Here is a 17,056-nt window from a genome sequence, read left to right as displayed (position 1 = left end):
ATTCACATGCTTCGTTGACGGAATAAGAGCTTGCATTTAAAACCTCTAGCAACCCTCGTCGCAAATGCCTTCGAGCTATTTTTAGGATGCCGGAAAAGCATATGGATCTTCGCCAGTTGCGTTACTTCATCGCCCTCAACGAACACCGCAGTTTTGTCCGCGCGGCCGACGCGATGGGCATCACTCAACCGGCGTTCAGCCGCAGTATTCAAGGGCTCGAGCAGGAGTTCGGCTGCGTGCTGGTGGATCGCGGCAACAAGGATTTGCGCCCTACACCCGAGGGCCAAGTGGTGCTGCAACACGCCCTGAGCTTGGTGCAAGGCGCGGCGCTGCTCAGTGCCGAAGTGACGCAGATGACCAAGCTCGATGCCGGTGAAGTGCACTTCGGTTGCGGCCCGGCGCCAGCAGTGAAACTGGTGCCGGACGCCGTGGCGCAATTCATCAACGCGCACCCGAAAGTGCGCACCTGTTTTCAGGTGGATAACTGGGAAAAACTCAGCCGCGCGTTGAGCCGTGAAGAGATCGAATTCTTTATCGCCGACATTCGCCATTTCGAGTCCGATCCGAACTTCCAGACCCAGGCACTGACACCCAAACGCGGGGTATTTTTCTGCCGCCCGGGACACCCGTTGCTGGCCAAGGAAAGCCTGTCGACCAACGACATGTTCGACTATCCGCTGGCGACCACGCTGATCCCGCCGGGGATTCGCAAATTATTGGCGAACCTCAGCGGCCGCATCGATTTTTCCCCGACCATCGAGACCGAGCATTTTCCGGCGCTGGTGAAGGTGGTGCTGCAATCGAATGCGATTGGCGTCGGTACGGAAGAGGCGTTTGTCGAGGACATTGCCAAGGGTTCGCTGGTGTTGCTGCACTGGCGTAATTTGCCGCAGAACCTGGAGAGCATGAATGCGCGTTGCGGGATTGTCAGTCGTACCGGGTTTCGCCTGTCGCCGGCGGCACGGGCGATGATCGAGACATTGGTGGCGGTGGATCGGCAGGAAATCAGCGTCGCTGTTTAAGGGGATCGTTCCCACGCTCTGCGTGGGAATGCAGCCCGGGACGCTCCGCGTCCCAAAGTGGACGCAGAGCGTCCATTGATGCGTTCCCACGCAGAGCGTGGGAACGATCGGTGTACGTTAGAGCTTGGCCGCTGCCAGCTCAGGCGCCACCCAATCATTCACCTTGAACGGCTTGCGAATCAGCTTCTGCTGCGCCGCCAGATCCACTTTGTCCTGCAGGCTGCCAAGGAACACCGGATCCAGCGTCGACGGGAACACTTCGCTCAACCTCTGATCCTGCAGATCCTGGGTCAGGATCACCGGCGGATAGCTGGCCAAACCCGAGACCAGTTGCACGTAAGCGGCCTTGTTGCCGTCCTGCGTCAGCCACTCCACGGCCTGCTGTTGCGCCTTGAGCAACTTGGCCACCGCCTCCGGGTGCGCGTCGACAAACTTGCCCGTGCCGACCAATACCGACTGCACGCTGCCTGCGCCACCGAGATCCTTAGTGTTCAGCGGCAACTCGGCCAGCCCCTTGGCCTGCAATGCGGTCAACCCGGAGCTGCCCCATGACGCATCGATCTGCTTGGCTGCCAACGCCGCGACCGCTGCATTGAAATCCAGATTGATGACTTTCAGATCCTTCTCGCTCAGGCCCTGGCTTGCCAGCGCCGCATCAAACGACAACTGCGTCGCGGTGCCACGGAAGATCGCCACGCGCTTGCCCTTGAGATCCTGCAAAGTCTTGATCCCCGAACCCGGTACCACCCCCAAATACTGCTTCACCCCACGCGCACTGGCGCTGAGCAAGCGAGTATCCAGGCCATTGGACTTGCCGATGATTGCCGCCAGATCGCCGAGATACGCCAGATCAACCTGACCGTTGGCAAACGCCTCATTGATCACCGGTCCCGCACCTTTGAAGAAACTCCACTGAATCTTGATGCCCTGATCGGCAAAGGCCTTTTCGAAGATCTGCTGATCACGCAGCACGTCGACCACACCGCCGCCACTGTGTTGAGTCCCCGCGCTCAGGTCGGGCACGGCGATTCTGATTTCCTTGAGTTCGTCGGCATGCGCGGTAAACGCCAGCAGGCCCACCAGAGCAGGAACGGCAAACAGACTGAAAACACGTTTGAAGGGGAGGTTCATGGGTGCTGCTCCTTGATCACGACGGGCGTTGAGGAGCCGAAAGTAGGCCGAATGACTACCTACGCTTAAATACTATAAATGCACATTTTTATAGCTTTTAGCGCTAAGCGAGCAGCGCCGGGGCTCGCAGCGGCGTATGCATTAACAGCATCGAAAATATTCTTCGAATGCATTGGATGCGTGTGGGCTGGAGGCCTTAAATGGCGCTGCTTATCTCTAAAAACAACTTATTGAAGATTATTTATAACCATTAGCTCTTAGTTAATACCGCAAGAGATCGCAGCCTTCGGCAGCTCCTACAGGGGTCAATTCAAGGACGCATTCCCCCGTGGGAGCTGCCGAAGGCTGCGATCTTTTGATCTTGATCTTGAGCCAACCCGACAACGGAGGTCACCCATGGCCCGCCAATCCTTGCTCAGTCTTCCACTCCCCGCGCCGCCGCTGAAAAGCCGCCGTACCTGGCCCAGCCTGAACCAGCGCCTGTTGCCATGGCTGCTGCCGCTCAGCTTGTTCGCCCTATGGTGGCTGGCCGCACGCAATGAATGGATGAGCGAGCAGATCTTGCCGGCGCCGTCGCTGGTCTGGAACAGCGCTGTCGAGCTGTCTCAAGGCGAGTTATGGAGCCATTTGTGGATCAGCCTGCAGCGTTTGTTCTGGGGCCTGCTTGCCGGGGTTTCGGCCGGTGCATTGCTCGGCGCAGCACTGGGCTTCAGTCAGCGTCTTGAACGTTTGATCTTCCCGACCTTCGCCGGCCTGTCGCAAATACCGACGCTGGCGTGGATTCCATTGTTCATGGTGTTTTTCGGCATCGGCGAAGTGCTGAAACTGGTGGTGCTGATCAAAGCGATCGTGGTGCCGGTGACCCTGCACACATTGGTCGGCGTAAGAGATGCCCAGCCGAAATTGCGTGAAGCCGCCGCTGTTCTGCGCCTGCCACCACGCCTGCTGATTCGGCGCCTGGTATTGCCCGCCGCCCTCCCCGCGTTCATGGCTGGCGTGCGCCTGGCGCTGGCCGCCGGCTGGACGTCGTTGCTGGCCGTCGAACTGCTGGCTTCCAGTGAAGGCATCGGCTACCTGATGGTCTGGGCGCGACAACTGTTCATGCTCGACATCGTTTTCGTCTGCATCGTCGTCATCGGTTTGATCGGCGTGGCGATGGATCGCGGCATCGGTCTGCGGGACAAGAAACTGGTGCACTGGCCGCATCCGGCCACCGCCGAAATTCGTCGCGGCCCGCGTTATGACGGCTGGCAGCGGCTGCAACCGTGGCTGCTACCGCTGGGCTTGTTGGCACTGTGGCAATTGGCAAGTGACCAACAGTGGGTCGACGCCAATATTCTGGTCAGCCCATTGGCCGTTTTGAGCACGGCTTGGGCTGGCGTGCTCGACGGCACGTTGATCAGCGGCATGGCCCTCAGTCTCGGCCGCACACTTGGTGGCCTGTTGCTCGGCGGCGGTCTCGGATTTGCCTTGGGCCTGCTGCTGGGTCTGTCGAACATCAGCGAACGCCTGCTCGGCCCGACCCTCGCGGCCATCCGCCAGATCGCCATTTTCGCCTGGGTGCCGCTGCTCACCGCATGGTTCGGTCTCGGCGAATTGGCCAAGTGGGTGTTCGTCGCCCTTGCCGCCTTCTTCCCGCTGTTTATCGCCACGCAACGCAGCGTCGCCAATCTCTCACCGCAACTCAACGAAGCCGCACAAGTGCTGCGCCTGAGCCTCGGCCAGCGTCTGCGTCGACTGGTACTGCCGGGCGCCGCACCGGGGATTTTCGCCGGGCTGCAGACTGAGCCTGATCTACGCCTGGCTCGGCACCATCGGCGCCGAATATTTCATGCCGTCCAATGGCGGCATCGGCAGCCAGATGATTGGCGCACAACAACTGCTGCGCATGGACCTGATCATGGCCGGCATGCTTTTCGTCGGTCTCACCGGCGCCCTGCTCAACCTCATTGGCCAACGCCTGGAAATTCGCGCGACCCGCTGGAGACACGCATGAACGCACCGATTGTCAGCTTCAATCACGTAGGCAAATCCTTCGACGTCGACGGTTTCGAACTGGAGGCGATTCGCGAATTCAACCTCGACATTGCCGAGGGCGAATTCGTCGCCATTGTCGGCTCCAGCGGCTGTGGCAAATCGACCTTGCTGCGCTTGTTGGTGGGCCTTGATACGCAGTTTCGCGGGCAGATTACCGTGGATGGCAAAGCCGTCAGCGGCATCGGCGGCGAACGTGGCATTGTCTTTCAGGAACACCGTTTATTCCCGTGGCTGACCGTCGCCGACAACATCGGTCTGGGTCTGGTCAACGAGCCGCTGAGCGCTGCGCAGAAGCAACAACGGATCAATGACTTCATCGATCTGGTCGGCCTGCGCGATTTCACTCGCGCCTATCCGCACCAGCTCTCCGGCGGCATGGCCCAGCGTGTGGCGATTGCTCGCGGCCTCGTCGCCAGCCCGCGCATTCTGCTACTCGACGAACCCTTCGGTGCCCTTGATGCACTGACCCGCCAGCAGATGCAGGACGAGCTGTTGGCGATTCGCGAGCGCGCAAAAATCACCACGATCCTCGTCACCCATGACGTCGAAGAAGCGATCTTCCTCGCCGACCGCGTGGTGGTGATGGAGCCGCGTCCGGGACGGATCAAGCAGGTGGTCGACATCGCCCTGCCCCATCCGCGCCAGCGCAGCAGTTTCGACTTCCATCAGTTGCGTGAAGAGCTGCTGCACGAGCTGACCAGTGACGACCATTACCAACCGAGCGTGCCGGTGCAGATCCGCGATCTGCCGCTGACGTTCATTGCCTGCTGAACAGGAGTTTTGCGATGCCGCAACGTCCCAACTTTCTGGTAATTCTGGCCGACGATTTAGGCTTCTCCGACATCGGTGCGTTCGGCGGCGAAATCGCCACGCCGCACCTTGATGCCCTGGCCAACAATGGCCTGCGCCTGACCGATTTTCATACTGCGCCGACCTGTTCGCCAACGCGTTCGATGTTGCTGACCGGCACCGACCACCACATCGCAGGGATCGGCACCATGGCCGAAACGCTGACGCCGGAACTGATCGGTAAACCGGGTTATGAGGGCTATCTCAACGATCGGGTGGTGGCGCTGCCGGAGTTGCTGCGCGAGGCCGGTTATCAAACATTGATGAGCGGCAAATGGCACCTCGGTTTGAAGGCTGAATTGGCGCCGCATGCGCGAGGTTTCGAGCGTTCGTTTTCGCTGCTGCCGGGCGCGGCCAACCATTACGGTTTCGAGCCAACCTACGATGAGCAAACACCCGGCCTGCTGAAATCCACTCCGGCGCTGTACATCGAGGACGACACGTTTCTCGACGAATTGCCGAAGGATTTCTATTCCTCCGATGCCTTCGGCGACAAGTTGCTGCAGTACCTCAAGGAGCGTGACCAGACCCGGCCGTTCTTCGCCTATTTGCCGTTCTCCGCGCCGCACTGGCCGCTGCAGGCGCCCGCCGACATCGTCGAGAAATACCGTGGCCGCTATGACGCCGGCCCTGAAGTGCTGCGCCTGGAACGCCTGGAAAAACTCAAAGCCCTCGGCCTGATCGAACCAGACGTCGAGCCGCATCCACTGATTCAGTTGACCCAGCAGTGGGACGCGTTGAGCGATGAGCAAAAACAGATTTCCGCACGGGCCATGGAAGTCTACGCGGCGATGGTCGAGCGCATGGACTGGAACATCGGTCGGGTTGTCGATTATCTGCGCCAGCAGGGGCAGCTCGACAACACGTTCATCCTGTTCATGTCCGACAACGGTGCCGAAGGTGCACTGCTGGAAGCGTTCCCCAAATTCGGTCCGGAACTGGTGACGTACCTCAGCCAGCATTACGACAACAGCCTCGACAACATTGGCCGGGCTAACTCCTATGTCTGGTACGGGCCGAACTGGGCACAGGTGGCGACCGCACCGTCACGGTTGTTCAAGGCGTTTACCACTGAAGGCGGGATTCGCGTGCCGGCGCTGTTGCACTATCCGCAATTGGCGATCAAAGGGCAGATCAGCCATGGTTTCGGCACGGTGATGGACGTCACACCGACGATTCTCGATCTGGCGGGTGTGCGGCATCCGGGCAAGTTGTGGCACGGAAAACCGGTCGCACCGTTACGTGGCAAATCGTGGCTGGGGTTCTTGTCGGGTGAGACTGCGCAGGTGCATGACGAGCACACGGTGACGGGGTGGGAATTGTTCGGGCGTCGGGCGATTCGCCAGGGGTCGTGGAAAGCGGTGTGGATCCCCGGGCCGATCGGGCCGGCGACCTGGCAGCTGTATGACTTGAGCAGTGATCCGGGGGAAATTCATGATCTGGCGTTGAGTCGGCCGGAGAAGCTCAGCGCGTTGATCGGGCATTGGCAGCAGTATGTCGAGGAGACCGGGGTGATTCTCAGTGAGTCGCCGTTTCAGCCGGATTGAGGCGAAGATCAAAAGCCCCTCACCCCAGCCCTCTCCCGGAGGGAGAGGGGGCCGACCGAGGTGTCTTTCGCTATACATCGACCTGAAAAATCGGGTCGATTATGGATTCACTGAGGAACATTCAGGTCGGCGTACTTCCCCAATATCCCCCAATCGGTCCCCTCTCCCTCTGGGCGGTCCGACGTTTCGGGAGGGCTAGGGTGAGGGCGCCTTCTGTCAGGCCTCCACCGCCTCACCAGACACCGCAACTTCATCCCGACGAACAAACCGGTTCGCCCGCCCAAACGTGCCGAAATCATTGAACCGCACACCCATCTCACGCATCACCTTATGCGCCACCGGCACCGTCATTTGGCGAATATAAAACGGCTCCTTCACGACAAAATGATGAATCCCGTGACTGCTGCCAAAGTTGAAGCAGAACGCCTGCAACGGCCACAACCACCAAGGGTTCAATACCTGACACTGCTGCAACACATTACCCAACTCGACATCGCCGTAGTAATGCATGTTCGAGCTGATGAAGTGCAGGCAAAAGGTGCGCAACACGTTCGGGCCGATGATCACCACGGCGGCGATATCGATTACCTGCATCACCGATAACGTCGTCGCTGACCATTCAATCGGCGCGCCCAGCAGATACGCAATGCCATTGGCCGCATGAAAACCGAGAAACACATACCACGCGCCCCAATGCACCAGCGCCAGCGGCGCGTAGACCTTCAGCGTGCGCTTGATGATGCTGAACTTGTGCGCCCAGGTTTTGGCTCGCAGCATGCGGATGAACGCCGACATCACGTTGTCGCCAACCATCAGCAAACGTGCAAAACCCCACGGTTCGCCGTTGGTGATCGCGCGCTCTTCCATGTCGGTTTCAGTGCCGGAGACCTTGTGGTGATTGAGGTGCAGATGGCGACGAATCCACGGATTGATCGTGCTCGGTCGCGCCAGCCACACCAACCCCATCATCAAGTTGTGCGGCACGCGTTGCTTGCGGAAATACATGCTGTGGATCAGGTCGTGCTCCAACTCATGGGTCAACGAAGCAAAAAACGCGTTGAGCAACAAGCACACCCACCACGCCATATGGCCGGTGATGTACAGCGCCGCCGAGCCGATCATCCCGATCAGGGCAAAGGCCAGAATCCCCGCGCCCAGCGCATCCTGATGCTTGAGAATCGGGTAGCGTTCGCGCAGTTCGACGCCTTTGGCCAGCACCACTTGGCGAATATGCGCTGATCGCTGGGCCGCATTGTGTCGTTGGGGACTTGCAGAAGTACCGTCCATGCTTCCATCCTCGGGTTTATGATGTTCGCATCGTGCCTCGCCAACGCTTCAATTGCGGTAGCCGAGAACGCCAACCTGTTGACCGGAAGCGCCAATCAGCATGAAGGAACCGACCTCCCTCGCCAGCTGGACCCGTGCCTTGCGCAAGCAACTCGATGCGTTGGGGCTGGACAGCATTGCCCTGTGTCAACAGGCCGGGCTCGATCCGAGCTTGATGGATGATCCCAACGCGCGCTATCCACTGTCCGGCACCACGCGCCTGTGGGAAATTGCCGTGCAGGTCAGCGGCGACCCGGCGATTGGCTTGCGCGTGTCACGCTTCGTCAGTCCAACTACGTTCCACGCGCTCGGTTATGCACTGGTGGCCAGCGGTAGCCTGCGTGAAGTGTTCGAGCGCATCGTGCGCTATCACCCGGTGGTCAGCGATGCGCTGGAACTGGAGCTGAGTCGTGGCGACGACCGCTATCAATTTCGTCTGAAAATTCCGTCAGGCAATCCCGCGCCAGCCTTCGAAGCCATCGACGCCTTCACCGCGATCTACGTGCGCACCTGCCGTAATCGCCTTGGCCGTGATTACGCACCGTTGGCTGTGTACCTGCGCCGCCCGGAACCGAGCGATGCGCACCAATGGCACAAAGTCTTTCGCGCTCCGGTGCATTTCGGCTGCCTCGAGGATCGCCTGGAGTTCGCCCTCGCCGACTTCGACAGCCACCTCGACGACGCCAATCCGGAACTCGCCGAACACAATGAAGCGGTGCTCAAACGCACCATGGCCCAGCTCCAGCCGCTGACCTGGGAACGCAAAGTGCGCGATGCGATTGAAGAACAATTACCGGAAGGTGAACCAAGTGCAGAGCGCATTGCCCAGGCCTTGCACCTGAGTTTGCGCAGCCTGCAAAGGCACTTGGCGGATGAGGGTTGTCGCTTCGACACATTGCTCAATGAGAGCCGTGAGAATCTGGCGCTGCTGCACCTGCGCGATCCGCAGTGCTCGTTGAGTGAGGTGAGTTATTTGCTCGGGTTCGCCGACACCAGCAGTTTCAGCCGCGCGTTCAAACGCTGGACGGGGCTGACGCCGGGGCAGTTTCGTGATGGGTTGCGCTGATCGTCAGCCTTTAGCCAGACTGCGTTCCATACCGGATGACCATTGTTCGATCATCGCAGCACCCATTGCGGCGAACGCCGGATGACTGGCGCTGTACTCCGCCATTTCGCCCATTGCCACCTGCATACCGTTAGCGACTTGCTGCAGTAATTGATTACAACGCGCCTCCGTCAGATTGCAGGCCGTACGACCGAACCGCATCAGCATTTTGTGCTTGGGCCAAGCCTTCGAGCCACCCAAGAGCAACGCCATACTGTCGTTCTTTATGTAGACCGATGTGGTGATGATGTCGTATGCGGGCGCGAGTCTGATTGACGATTCCTCGCCGCAGCTTTCGTAAAGCACGCCGAAGTTTTTTAAATGCGCGTCGCCGTTTTTCAGGCCTGCAGACAACGCCACAATTTTGAAAAATGCTTCGAGCGCATGATTGAGCAGCGCGGGTGAAACAAACGCTTTGATCTGCCGGGCTGCGCCTTCGTAAGAACCATCGTATTTGGCTTTCGACGGCCAACCGTTGAGCACGCAAAAGTCCTCAAAACCCAGGTAGCCCGAAGCGCTCAAATCAAAGCGCTCGATAACCAGAAACTTGCCATGTTCGCTGAGCTCGAACTTCGGTACTTCTAGCCCGCAGTGTTGCGCGGCACGCATGCAAAAGTACTCGTTGGTTGCCAGCTGCGGATATTCATCGGCGCGAAAAGCTTTAACCAAGTGAGTGGATCCGCGATGAGTCAGACGATCAATCGCAGCCGCACTGTCACGCACCAGCACTTTGGGCTGCACCCCAGACACTCCGGAATACTGGCCATAGGTTTGCAACAGATCCTCGAACAAGCCTTGCGCTCCATCGTGCACTAGCAGATCGGCCAGCGATGTTTCACGCGGGCGATCCGTCAACGATGCGCTGGCAATGGATAACTGACCGAGCTGATAGGGGCCGACAATGGCCAGCAATGCAAAGTCATCGAAGCCGCGAACCGCTTTGCTGAAGCGCCGAACCAGCTCATCACGAAGGGCACCTTCGGGCAGATTCATCTCGAAAACCGGATGAATGCCATGCTCCCAACCATAACTTTCCAGCCGGGACGGCATTGTCAGTGACACGGCATTTTCAGCACTGGTTTCTTCGCGGTAACTGAAGACGCTGTGGACTCGATCTTTCCCGCGCGCCAACGTTCCCACCGCTTGCCCGCCGACACAGACGTTTAATCGATCCGACGACTCACTCATGGAAGTTGACCTTTTGTAGCGTATCGAGTGTCGGGCGGCGAGACTGACGTGGAACCGCTGTCAGCTCATAGCCAAACCCGTTAAGGATCGCTTCGACTTTGCGCAGGCCGATTTCGGCAATGGTGTTGTTTTCGATCCCCGAAATCGTCGCGCGGCTCATTCCGTATTGCTGAGCCAGCGCCTGCTGGGTCATTTTGTTTGCCTTGCGCAGGGCTTTGATCAATTCGCCAAGCTGTTCCATGCGATTTCCTGCATCAAATACGGTGCAAATTAAGATATTTGTTTATTTTGCATCGAATTTGATGCGGCCATTCGACAAGATTAGCCTAATTACAAGTGATCAAGAACTACTCAATTGCTCACCATAAACCCCAACTCAAAAACGGTGCCGTCAGCATCACTGCTGACCCGCACCTGCCCACCATGCAACTGCATGATCGACTGCACAATCGCCAACCCCAACCCACCGGAATCCCCCGGCTCTGCCCGTGCAGGATCGACGCGATAGAAACGGTCGAACAGTTTGCCCAGATGCTCCGACGCAATGGCCGGGCCATGGTTGTGCACTTGTAACCAGCACCAGCCCGACTCGTCACGCCGGCGCAGGCTGATCACGGTTTCGGAGTCAGCATGACGCACGGCATTGGCCAGCAAGTTGCCCAGCGCCCGTTGCAGCAACTGCTGATCGGCACGCAGTTCGCCATGCAGTTGATTGTCCAGCCGCAGGTCGCGGTCATCCGCCAACGCTTCAAAATAATCACACAGCTCACCACCAACGCTGCACAAATCCAGAGTTTGCAGATTGAGCGCGCGCTCGGCCTGCTCGGCGCGGGCAAGGAACATCAGGTTTTCCGCCATGCGCTTGAGCCGTTCGAACTCTTCCATGTTCGAGGCGAGGACTTCCTGATACTCCTCGGTGCTGCGCGGATGATTCAGCGCCTGACCGTTGCTCGCCAACAAGGTGTGCAGCGGCGTACGTATCTCGTGGGCGAGGTCGGCGGAAAACTGCGAGAGGCGCTGCACGCTGTCGTCCAGCCGCGCCAGCATGCCGTTGAGCGCCTGCACCGGCTCAAGTAGTTCGGCGGGCGTGCCGGTGGCGGGCAAGCGTTGATCGAGGCTACGCAGATCGATACCGCGTACCGCTTCGCTCAACTGCCGCAACGGTCGCAGGCCACGGCGTAGCAACAGCAAGCCCAAGGCAAAGGCGAGCAACGCACCGAGGCCAACCGACAGGTACAAGCGCATGCGATAGCTGCCGAGCATCTGTTCGCGCTCGCTAAGCACTTTGCCGGCGATCACGGTCAGCGGTTCGCCGTTCGGCCCCTGCGCTTCGCCGGACAACAGCGCGAGTTCGGCACCGTCCGGCGCTTGCCACGTCAACACATCACGGCGCTGCGGCGTTTGCTCGCGGGGGATCGCGCTCAGCGCGGGCAACTCGCGTTGCCGTGGATTGATCGCGATCACGCTCGATCCGTCGGCGCGGCGCACCAGCAACAGGCTGTCGAGATTACCGAGCATGTTCTGATACAGCCGTGGCCGCGCCTGCAAGGCATCGAGGCTGTCGCTGTCAGCGAGCAACGCGCGCACTTGCTCCAGTCGACCGAGCAACGCGAGGTCGTCGCGGTAGGCGATTTCCGAGGCCAGCGAACGGTAGAGAAACACACCGATAGCACTCAACACCAAGGCGCAAACCAATGCGAACGCCAGCGCCAGGCGCCAGGCGATCGATCTAGAGCGCATCGTCGGGGGCTTCCAGTTGATAACCGACGCCGCGCACGGTGTGAATCAGTTTCGGCATGTACGGGTCATCGACTTTCGCACGCAAACGCCGCACCGCGACTTCGACCATGTTGGTGTCGCTGTCGAAATTCAGGTTCCACACCTGCGAGGCGATCAGCGTGCGCGACAGCACTTCACCCTGACGGCTGGCGAGCAATTGCAGCAGGGCGAATTCCTTGTTGGTCAGGGCGATGCGCTGGCCACCGCGACTGACGCGGCGGCGCAATACATCGATTTCAAGGTCGGCAATGTTGTAGGACTCGGCTTCGCGCATCGGCCCGCGGCGCAGCAACGTGCGTACCCGCGCGAGCAGTTCGGCAAAGGCGAATGGCTTGAGCAAGTAATCATCAGCGCCCAGTTCGAGGCCGCGTACGCGGTCTTCAATGGCGTCCTTGGCGGTGAGGAATAACACCGGTGTGGCGCCGCGCTGACGGATCAGTTGCAGCAGCTGCCAGCCATTGAGGCCGGGGAGCATCACGTCGAGGATGATCAGGTCATATGCCTGTTGCTCGACAAAGTAGCGCCCATCGAGGCCATTGAGCGCCACGTCCACGGCAAAACCCGACTCGCCCAGGCCTTTGGCGAGGAAATTCGCGGTTTTGGCTTCATCTTCTACGACCAGCAAACGCATGGCACACCTCGATTGATCAGGCACACAGGCTAGGCGCCTTCGAAGGCGTTGCCCATTACAAACTTGTAATCAGACTGACGAGGTTCTGACGAAGAGCGGCGATTAAGGTGGCGACCTTCGCTTTTGGAGCCTGTCCATGACCATCAAATACTTTGTAGCCAGCCTGATGATCGGCCTCAGTGGCGTCGCTGCCGCCAGTCCTGAGCTGCCGCGTCACGCTGATCTCGACCTGAAAACCGCACGGCTGCTCGCCGACACCGCCATGGTCAACTGCACCGGCACGGTGTCGGTGCTCGACCGTGGCGGCAATCTACTGGTAACCCTGCGCGGCGACGGTGTCGGCCCGCACAACACCGCCGCCAGCCAGCGCAAGGCGTACACCGCACTGTCGACCAAAACAGCGACCCGGTTGTTTGCCGAACGGGCCCGCAGCAATCCGGAAACCGCCAACCTCAACACCCTCGACGAGCTGCTCTTGCTCGGCGGTGGGATTCCGCTGTTCCTCGGATCTGAACTGGTGGGCGCCATGGGCGTGGCCGGTTCCGGCGGCGGCGAGCAAGACGAAAACTGTGCGATCAAGGCTGCCGAGAAAACCGGTCTGGCCACTACCCGTTCCCAATAAGGAGATTCATCCATGAGCACTTTGCGCATGACCTTCGCCGCGCTCGGCCTGAGCGCTTTTTCAAGTCTAGCCCTCGCCGCCGGCAACCCGTTGAGCGTGCACGTGCTCAACCTGGAAAACGGCCTGCCGTCGCCGGGTATCAATGTGACACTGGAGAAACACGTTGGCCAGAACTGGCAACCACTGGCTCAAGGCACGACCAATGAACAGGGGCGAATTGCCGAATTGTTCCCGGCCAAACAGCCTTTTGAAGCGGGTGAATACCGGGTGGTATTCAAGACCGGCGAGTACTTCAAGAAGGTCAAGCACGACACGTTCTTCCCGGAGATTCCGGTGATCTTCGAAGTGAAGCAGACCGATCAGCATTACCACATCCCGCTGCTGCTCAGCCCGTACGGTTTCTCGACCTATCGCGGTTCCTGAGCCCTACACAAATGCCCCTGTAGGAGTGAGCCTGCCCGCGATAGCAATCTGTCAGTTGATCAATCTGTGACTGACAGACCGCTATCGCGAGCAGGCTCACTCCTACAATGGTTCGGTGTTAGATCCTAGATCGTGGCGAGAGCGCGCAATCGCATGGCATCAAGGATTTCGATCTCTCCATACCCGAGTCCGATAATCCCCTGCCCCTGGAAATCCTTGAGGATCTGGTTGGTGGTCTGCCGCGACAGCGACAGCATCGATGCCAACTGCTCCTGCGGCAGTTGCAGAACGCGGCGTGGCGCATCGAGCTCGCCGTAGCCTTCGGCAATCATCAGCAAGCGATGGGCCAAGCGTGCCGGGGCTGGCAGCAGGCTCAGTTGTTCGAGATTGATGAAGGTCAGGCGCAGTTTATGGCTCATCAGCAGCGCCAGATGCCGCCAGTACACCGGGTGTTCGTCGAGCAGTTTGAGCAACGTCGCCTGAGGGATATTGAGCAAGGTGCACGGCCCGACTGCATAGGCGTCATGGGTGCGCGGCTGGCCATCGAACAGGCAGATTTCGCCGAACCAGTGCGGCGCCTCGACCAGACTCAACAACGCCTCTTTGCCCTGCTCGCTCACCGCGCCTATACGCACGGCGCCGTCGAGCACCGCGTATAAACCGCACGGTGGATCACCGCGCTGGAACAGCCGCTGCCCTGCCGTCAGCCGCCGCTCCCGGGCCGTAGCCAACAGACTATCCTGAAAGGACGCCGGCAGATGACTGAACCACTGGCCGCTCATCAGCCGTGAACGTATTTGCATAAACACTCCTGGATTGTCGCCTGCCTGACAGAGCGAACCCTGATCCCGAGGGATGATGCGATCAACCCTACCGGAGGAACAACAATGAAAAGCCTCGTCGACCATCTGAGTCAATACGCCGCCTACCACCGTGATCCGCGTAATATCGCCAGCCACTTTATCGGCATTCCGCTGATCGTGGTGGCGGTGGCGGTTTTGTTGTCGCGGCCAGAATGGTCGCTGGGCGGCTTGTGGATATCTCCAGCCGTTGTCGTGGCGCTGGCCTCGGCGTGGTTTTATCTGCGTCTGGAGGTGAAGTTCGGGGTGCTGATGACGCTGCTGATGGGGCTGTCAGTCTGGGCCGGGCATGTGCTGGCGCAGCAGAGCACCCTGGTCTGGCTGAGTAGTGGTCTGGCGATGTTTGTGGTCGGCTGGGTGATCCAGTTTGTCGGGCATCACTATGAAGGGCGCAAACCGGCGTTTGTCGATGATGTCTCGGGGCTGATTGTCGGGCCGTTGTTTGTCGTGGCCGAGGTGGCGTTCATGCTCGGCATGCGGCATGAATTGAAAGAGCAGATCGAGGCGCGGGCGGGGGTGGTACGAGTTAATCCGAATCGTGCGGCAATCTAGACTTCAACCCTGCTCGTTCCCACGCTCTGCGTGGGAACGCCGCCATGGACGCTCCGCGTCCACTGTGACGCGGAGCGTCACGGGATGCATTCCCACGCAGAGCGTGGGAACGATCAGTTAGAGGCTAGCGACTTTCTGCCAGACCTTCGGCTTGAAGAACAGAGTTTCACCCTTGGCCAAGCCGATCAGGCTGTCGTGGTCTTTCACCACTTCGGCCTCGATCAGATCCGTCTGCCCTTCGACCTTAAGCGTCACCCGCGTGGTCGCGCCCAACGGCCGAATGTCACGCACCTCAGCAGCGTGGTGATCTTCCAGCTCATGTTTGGACAGCGACACCTCATGCGGGCGGAACAGCACGTGGTTGTCGTCGCTCAACAGCAAGCGGTTCGAATCGCCGAGGAAGTGATAAACGAAATCGCTGGCCGGGTTTTCGTAGACGTCGCCCGGTGAGCCGATCTGCTCGATCACACCCTTGTTCATCACCACGATGCGGTCAGCGACTTCCATCGCTTCTTCCTGGTCGTGGGTCACGAATACCGAGGTCAGGTTGATGTCTTCGTGCAGGCGGGCGAGCCAGCGACGCAGCTCCTTACGCACCTTGGCATCGAGGGCGCCGAACGGCTCATCCAGCAGCAGCACTTTCGGCTCCACCGCCAGTGCGCGGGCCAAAGCAATACGCTGACGCTGACCGCCGGACAACTGCTCCGGATAACGATCCGACAGCCAGTCCAACTGCACCATGTTCAGCAGCTCATGCACCTTGACCGCGATCTGGCTTTCGTTCGGACGCTGGTTTTTCGGTTTCATGCGCAAACCGAACGCGACGTTATCGAACACGGTCATGTGACGGAACAAGGCGTAGTGCTGGAACACGAAACCGACGTTGCGATCACGCACGTCGTGGCCGGAGACGTCTTCGCCGTGGAAGACAATGTTGCCGTTATCCGGGGTTTCCAAGCCGGCGATAATCCGCAGCAACGTGGTTTTGCCGCAGCCCGACGGGCCGAGCAATGCGACCAGTTCACCGCTGTGGATGTCCAGGCTAATGTTGTCCAGCGCCTTGAACGCATTGAAATTCTTGCTGACGTTACGCACTTCGATCGACATGAATTATTCCTCCGCGGCGCTGGCGCGCAGGCGGTTGATACGGTTTTCGCTCCACTGCTTGAGCAGCAGGATGAAGAGCGCCAGGATCAGCAACAGGCTCGCCACGGCGAACGCGGCCACGTGGTTGTATTCGTTGTAGAGGATCTCGACGTGCAGCGGCAAGGTGTTGGTCACCCCGCGAATGTGCCCGGAGACCACCGACACCGCACCGAATTCACCCATGGCCCGCGCGGTACATAGCACCACGCCATAGATCAGGCCCCACTTGATGTTCGGCACAGTGACATGCCAGAACATCTGCCAGCCATTGGCACCTAGCAGACGCGCGGCCTCCTCTTCCTGCGTGCCTTGTTCCTGCATCAGTGGAATCAGCTCACGAGCGACGAACGGCACGGTGACGAAAATCGTCGCCAGTACGATGCCCGGCAGGGCGAAGACAATCTGGATGTCGTGATCCTGCAGCCACGGCCCGAACAAGCCTTGTGCGCCGAACATCAGCACGTAGACCAGACCAGCGATCACCGGCGACACCGAGAACGGCAGGTCGATCAGGGTCACCAGCATGCTCTTGCCGCGGAACGAGTATTTACTCACGCACCACGCGGCGCTGACCCCGAACACCAGGTTCAGCGGTACCGAAATCAGCACGGCGAATACGGTGAGTTTCAGCGCCGAAAGCGCATCCGGCTCAAAGATCGCGGTGAAAAATGCGCCGAGGCCATTCTTCAAGCCCTGCGATACGACGATGAACAACGGCAGCAGCAGAAACAGGAAAAAGACCAGCCAGCCAAGACCGATCAGGATTCTGCGCGAGGTGGCGCTGCCACGGCGCGCGGCGTTGGCCGAAGAGGCGGCCGCAATAGACGATTGGGACATG

Annotated in this window: 16 protein-coding genes and 1 pseudogene; 8 read left to right on the top strand and 9 right to left on the bottom strand. The window is 59.5% G+C overall.

Features of this window, described 5'->3' with window-relative positions; all coding sequences use genetic code 11:
- Positions 1 to 101 precede the first annotated feature (101 nt).
- Positions 102 to 1,022 (top strand): LysR family transcriptional regulator, encoded by a 921-nt coding sequence (locus ACOYXH_RS26530; RefSeq protein ID WP_093440454.1) that lies wholly within the window; start codon positions 102 to 104, stop codon positions 1,020 to 1,022.
- Between the two features lie 117 nt (positions 1,023 to 1,139).
- On the opposite strand, the gene ACOYXH_RS26525 is transcribed toward ACOYXH_RS26530, so the two are convergent.
- Complete coding sequence (locus ACOYXH_RS26525) at positions 1,140 to 2,153, bottom strand: ABC transporter substrate-binding protein (RefSeq protein ID WP_095047062.1); 1,014 nt, start codon at positions 2,151 to 2,153, stop codon at positions 1,140 to 1,142.
- Between the two features lie 396 nt (positions 2,154 to 2,549).
- On the opposite strand from ACOYXH_RS26525, the pseudogene ACOYXH_RS26520 reads away from it, so the two are divergent.
- The 3 genes and pseudogenes from ACOYXH_RS26520 to ACOYXH_RS26510 all read left to right on the top strand — a co-directional run bounded on the left by ACOYXH_RS26520 (position 2,550) and on the right by ACOYXH_RS26510 (position 6,586).
- Positions 2,550 to 4,149: pseudogene (locus tag ACOYXH_RS26520) on the top strand (ABC transporter permease).
- Positions 4,146 to 4,961, top strand: a complete 816-nt coding sequence (locus tag ACOYXH_RS26515) for an ABC transporter ATP-binding protein (RefSeq protein WP_038359705.1) — start codon at positions 4,146 to 4,148, stop codon at positions 4,959 to 4,961. Before ACOYXH_RS26520 ends, ACOYXH_RS26515 begins: the two are co-directional and overlap by 4 nt.
- Positions 4,962 to 4,975: 14 nt before the next feature.
- Positions 4,976 to 6,586 (top strand): arylsulfatase, encoded by a 1,611-nt coding sequence (locus tag ACOYXH_RS26510; RefSeq protein WP_220557284.1) that lies wholly within the window; start codon positions 4,976 to 4,978, stop codon positions 6,584 to 6,586.
- Positions 6,587 to 6,802: 216 nt separating this feature from the next.
- On the opposite strand, the gene ACOYXH_RS26505 is transcribed toward ACOYXH_RS26510, so the two are convergent.
- Positions 6,803 to 7,873, bottom strand: a complete 1,071-nt coding sequence (locus ACOYXH_RS26505) for a fatty acid desaturase (RefSeq protein WP_095047059.1) — start codon at positions 7,871 to 7,873, stop codon at positions 6,803 to 6,805.
- A gap of 100 nt (positions 7,874 to 7,973) precedes the next feature.
- Between ACOYXH_RS26505 and ACOYXH_RS26500 the strand changes: the two genes are divergently transcribed.
- The gene (locus ACOYXH_RS26500; RefSeq protein ID WP_095125247.1) at positions 7,974 to 8,978 is read left to right on the top strand and encodes an AraC family transcriptional regulator; all 1,005 of its coding nucleotides are present in this window, start codon (positions 7,974 to 7,976) and stop codon (positions 8,976 to 8,978) included.
- A gap of 3 nt (positions 8,979 to 8,981) precedes the next feature.
- Here the strand turns inward: ACOYXH_RS26500 and ACOYXH_RS26495 are convergent, their stop codons facing one another.
- The 4 genes from ACOYXH_RS26495 to ACOYXH_RS26480 all read right to left on the bottom strand — a co-directional run bounded on the left by ACOYXH_RS26495 (position 8,982) and on the right by ACOYXH_RS26480 (position 12,615).
- The gene (locus ACOYXH_RS26495; RefSeq protein ID WP_460410052.1) at positions 8,982 to 10,205 is read right to left on the bottom strand and encodes a type II toxin-antitoxin system HipA family toxin; all 1,224 of its coding nucleotides are present in this window, start codon (positions 10,203 to 10,205) and stop codon (positions 8,982 to 8,984) included.
- Positions 10,198 to 10,446 (bottom strand): helix-turn-helix domain-containing protein, encoded by a 249-nt coding sequence (locus tag ACOYXH_RS26490; RefSeq protein ID WP_095125245.1) that lies wholly within the window; start codon positions 10,444 to 10,446, stop codon positions 10,198 to 10,200. Before ACOYXH_RS26490 ends, ACOYXH_RS26495 begins: the two co-directional genes overlap by 8 nt.
- 110 nt (positions 10,447 to 10,556) lie before the next feature.
- Positions 10,557 to 11,945: a heavy metal sensor histidine kinase gene (locus ACOYXH_RS26485; RefSeq protein WP_460410051.1), complete on the bottom strand. Its 1,389-nt coding sequence runs from the start codon at positions 11,943 to 11,945 to the stop codon at positions 10,557 to 10,559.
- Positions 11,935 to 12,615, bottom strand: a complete 681-nt coding sequence (locus tag ACOYXH_RS26480; protein WP_320413731.1) for a heavy metal response regulator transcription factor — start codon at positions 12,613 to 12,615, stop codon at positions 11,935 to 11,937. The genes ACOYXH_RS26485 and ACOYXH_RS26480 overlap by 11 nt, the downstream gene beginning before the upstream one ends.
- Before the next feature lie 136 nt (positions 12,616 to 12,751).
- On the opposite strand from ACOYXH_RS26480, the gene ACOYXH_RS26475 reads away from it, so the two are divergent.
- Entirely contained in the window at positions 12,752 to 13,237 is a 486-nt protein-coding gene (locus ACOYXH_RS26475) for a GlcG/HbpS family heme-binding protein (RefSeq protein ID WP_095125242.1), read from the top strand.
- Between the two features lie 12 nt (positions 13,238 to 13,249).
- Positions 13,250 to 13,660 (top strand): hydroxyisourate hydrolase, encoded by a 411-nt coding sequence (gene uraH, locus ACOYXH_RS26470; RefSeq protein WP_093440416.1) that lies wholly within the window; start codon positions 13,250 to 13,252, stop codon positions 13,658 to 13,660.
- 125 nt (positions 13,661 to 13,785) lie between these two features.
- Here uraH and ACOYXH_RS26465 read toward each other — a convergent pair whose 3' ends face one another.
- Complete coding sequence (locus ACOYXH_RS26465) at positions 13,786 to 14,463, bottom strand: Crp/Fnr family transcriptional regulator (protein WP_258709067.1); 678 nt, start codon at positions 14,461 to 14,463, stop codon at positions 13,786 to 13,788.
- 84 nt (positions 14,464 to 14,547) lie between these two features.
- Here ACOYXH_RS26465 and ACOYXH_RS26460 point away from each other — a divergent pair, with 84 nt between their 5' ends.
- Positions 14,548 to 15,072 carry an Mpo1 family 2-hydroxy fatty acid dioxygenase gene (locus ACOYXH_RS26460; protein ID WP_220557281.1) on the top strand — a complete coding sequence of 175 codons (525 nt, stop codon included), beginning with the start codon at positions 14,548 to 14,550 and terminating at the stop codon, positions 15,070 to 15,072.
- Between the two features lie 117 nt (positions 15,073 to 15,189).
- Here the strand turns inward: ACOYXH_RS26460 and ACOYXH_RS26455 are convergent, their stop codons facing one another.
- Both ACOYXH_RS26455 and cysW read right to left on the bottom strand, forming a co-directional pair.
- Positions 15,190 to 16,179: a sulfate/molybdate ABC transporter ATP-binding protein gene (locus ACOYXH_RS26455; RefSeq protein WP_034151825.1), complete on the bottom strand. Its 990-nt coding sequence runs from the start codon at positions 16,177 to 16,179 to the stop codon at positions 15,190 to 15,192.
- A gap of 3 nt (positions 16,180 to 16,182) precedes the next feature.
- On the bottom strand, positions 16,183 to 17,055 hold the full coding sequence (gene cysW, locus ACOYXH_RS26450; protein WP_038367233.1) for a sulfate ABC transporter permease subunit CysW: 873 nt from the start codon (positions 17,053 to 17,055) through the stop codon (positions 16,183 to 16,185).
- Between the last annotated feature and the right edge of the window lies 1 nt (position 17,056).

The sequence above is a fragment of the Pseudomonas sp. Mb7 genome (assembly GCF_054790525.1).
The sequence above is the reverse complement of the archived record's forward strand: the minus strand, read 5'-3'. Positions and strand labels throughout refer to the sequence as shown.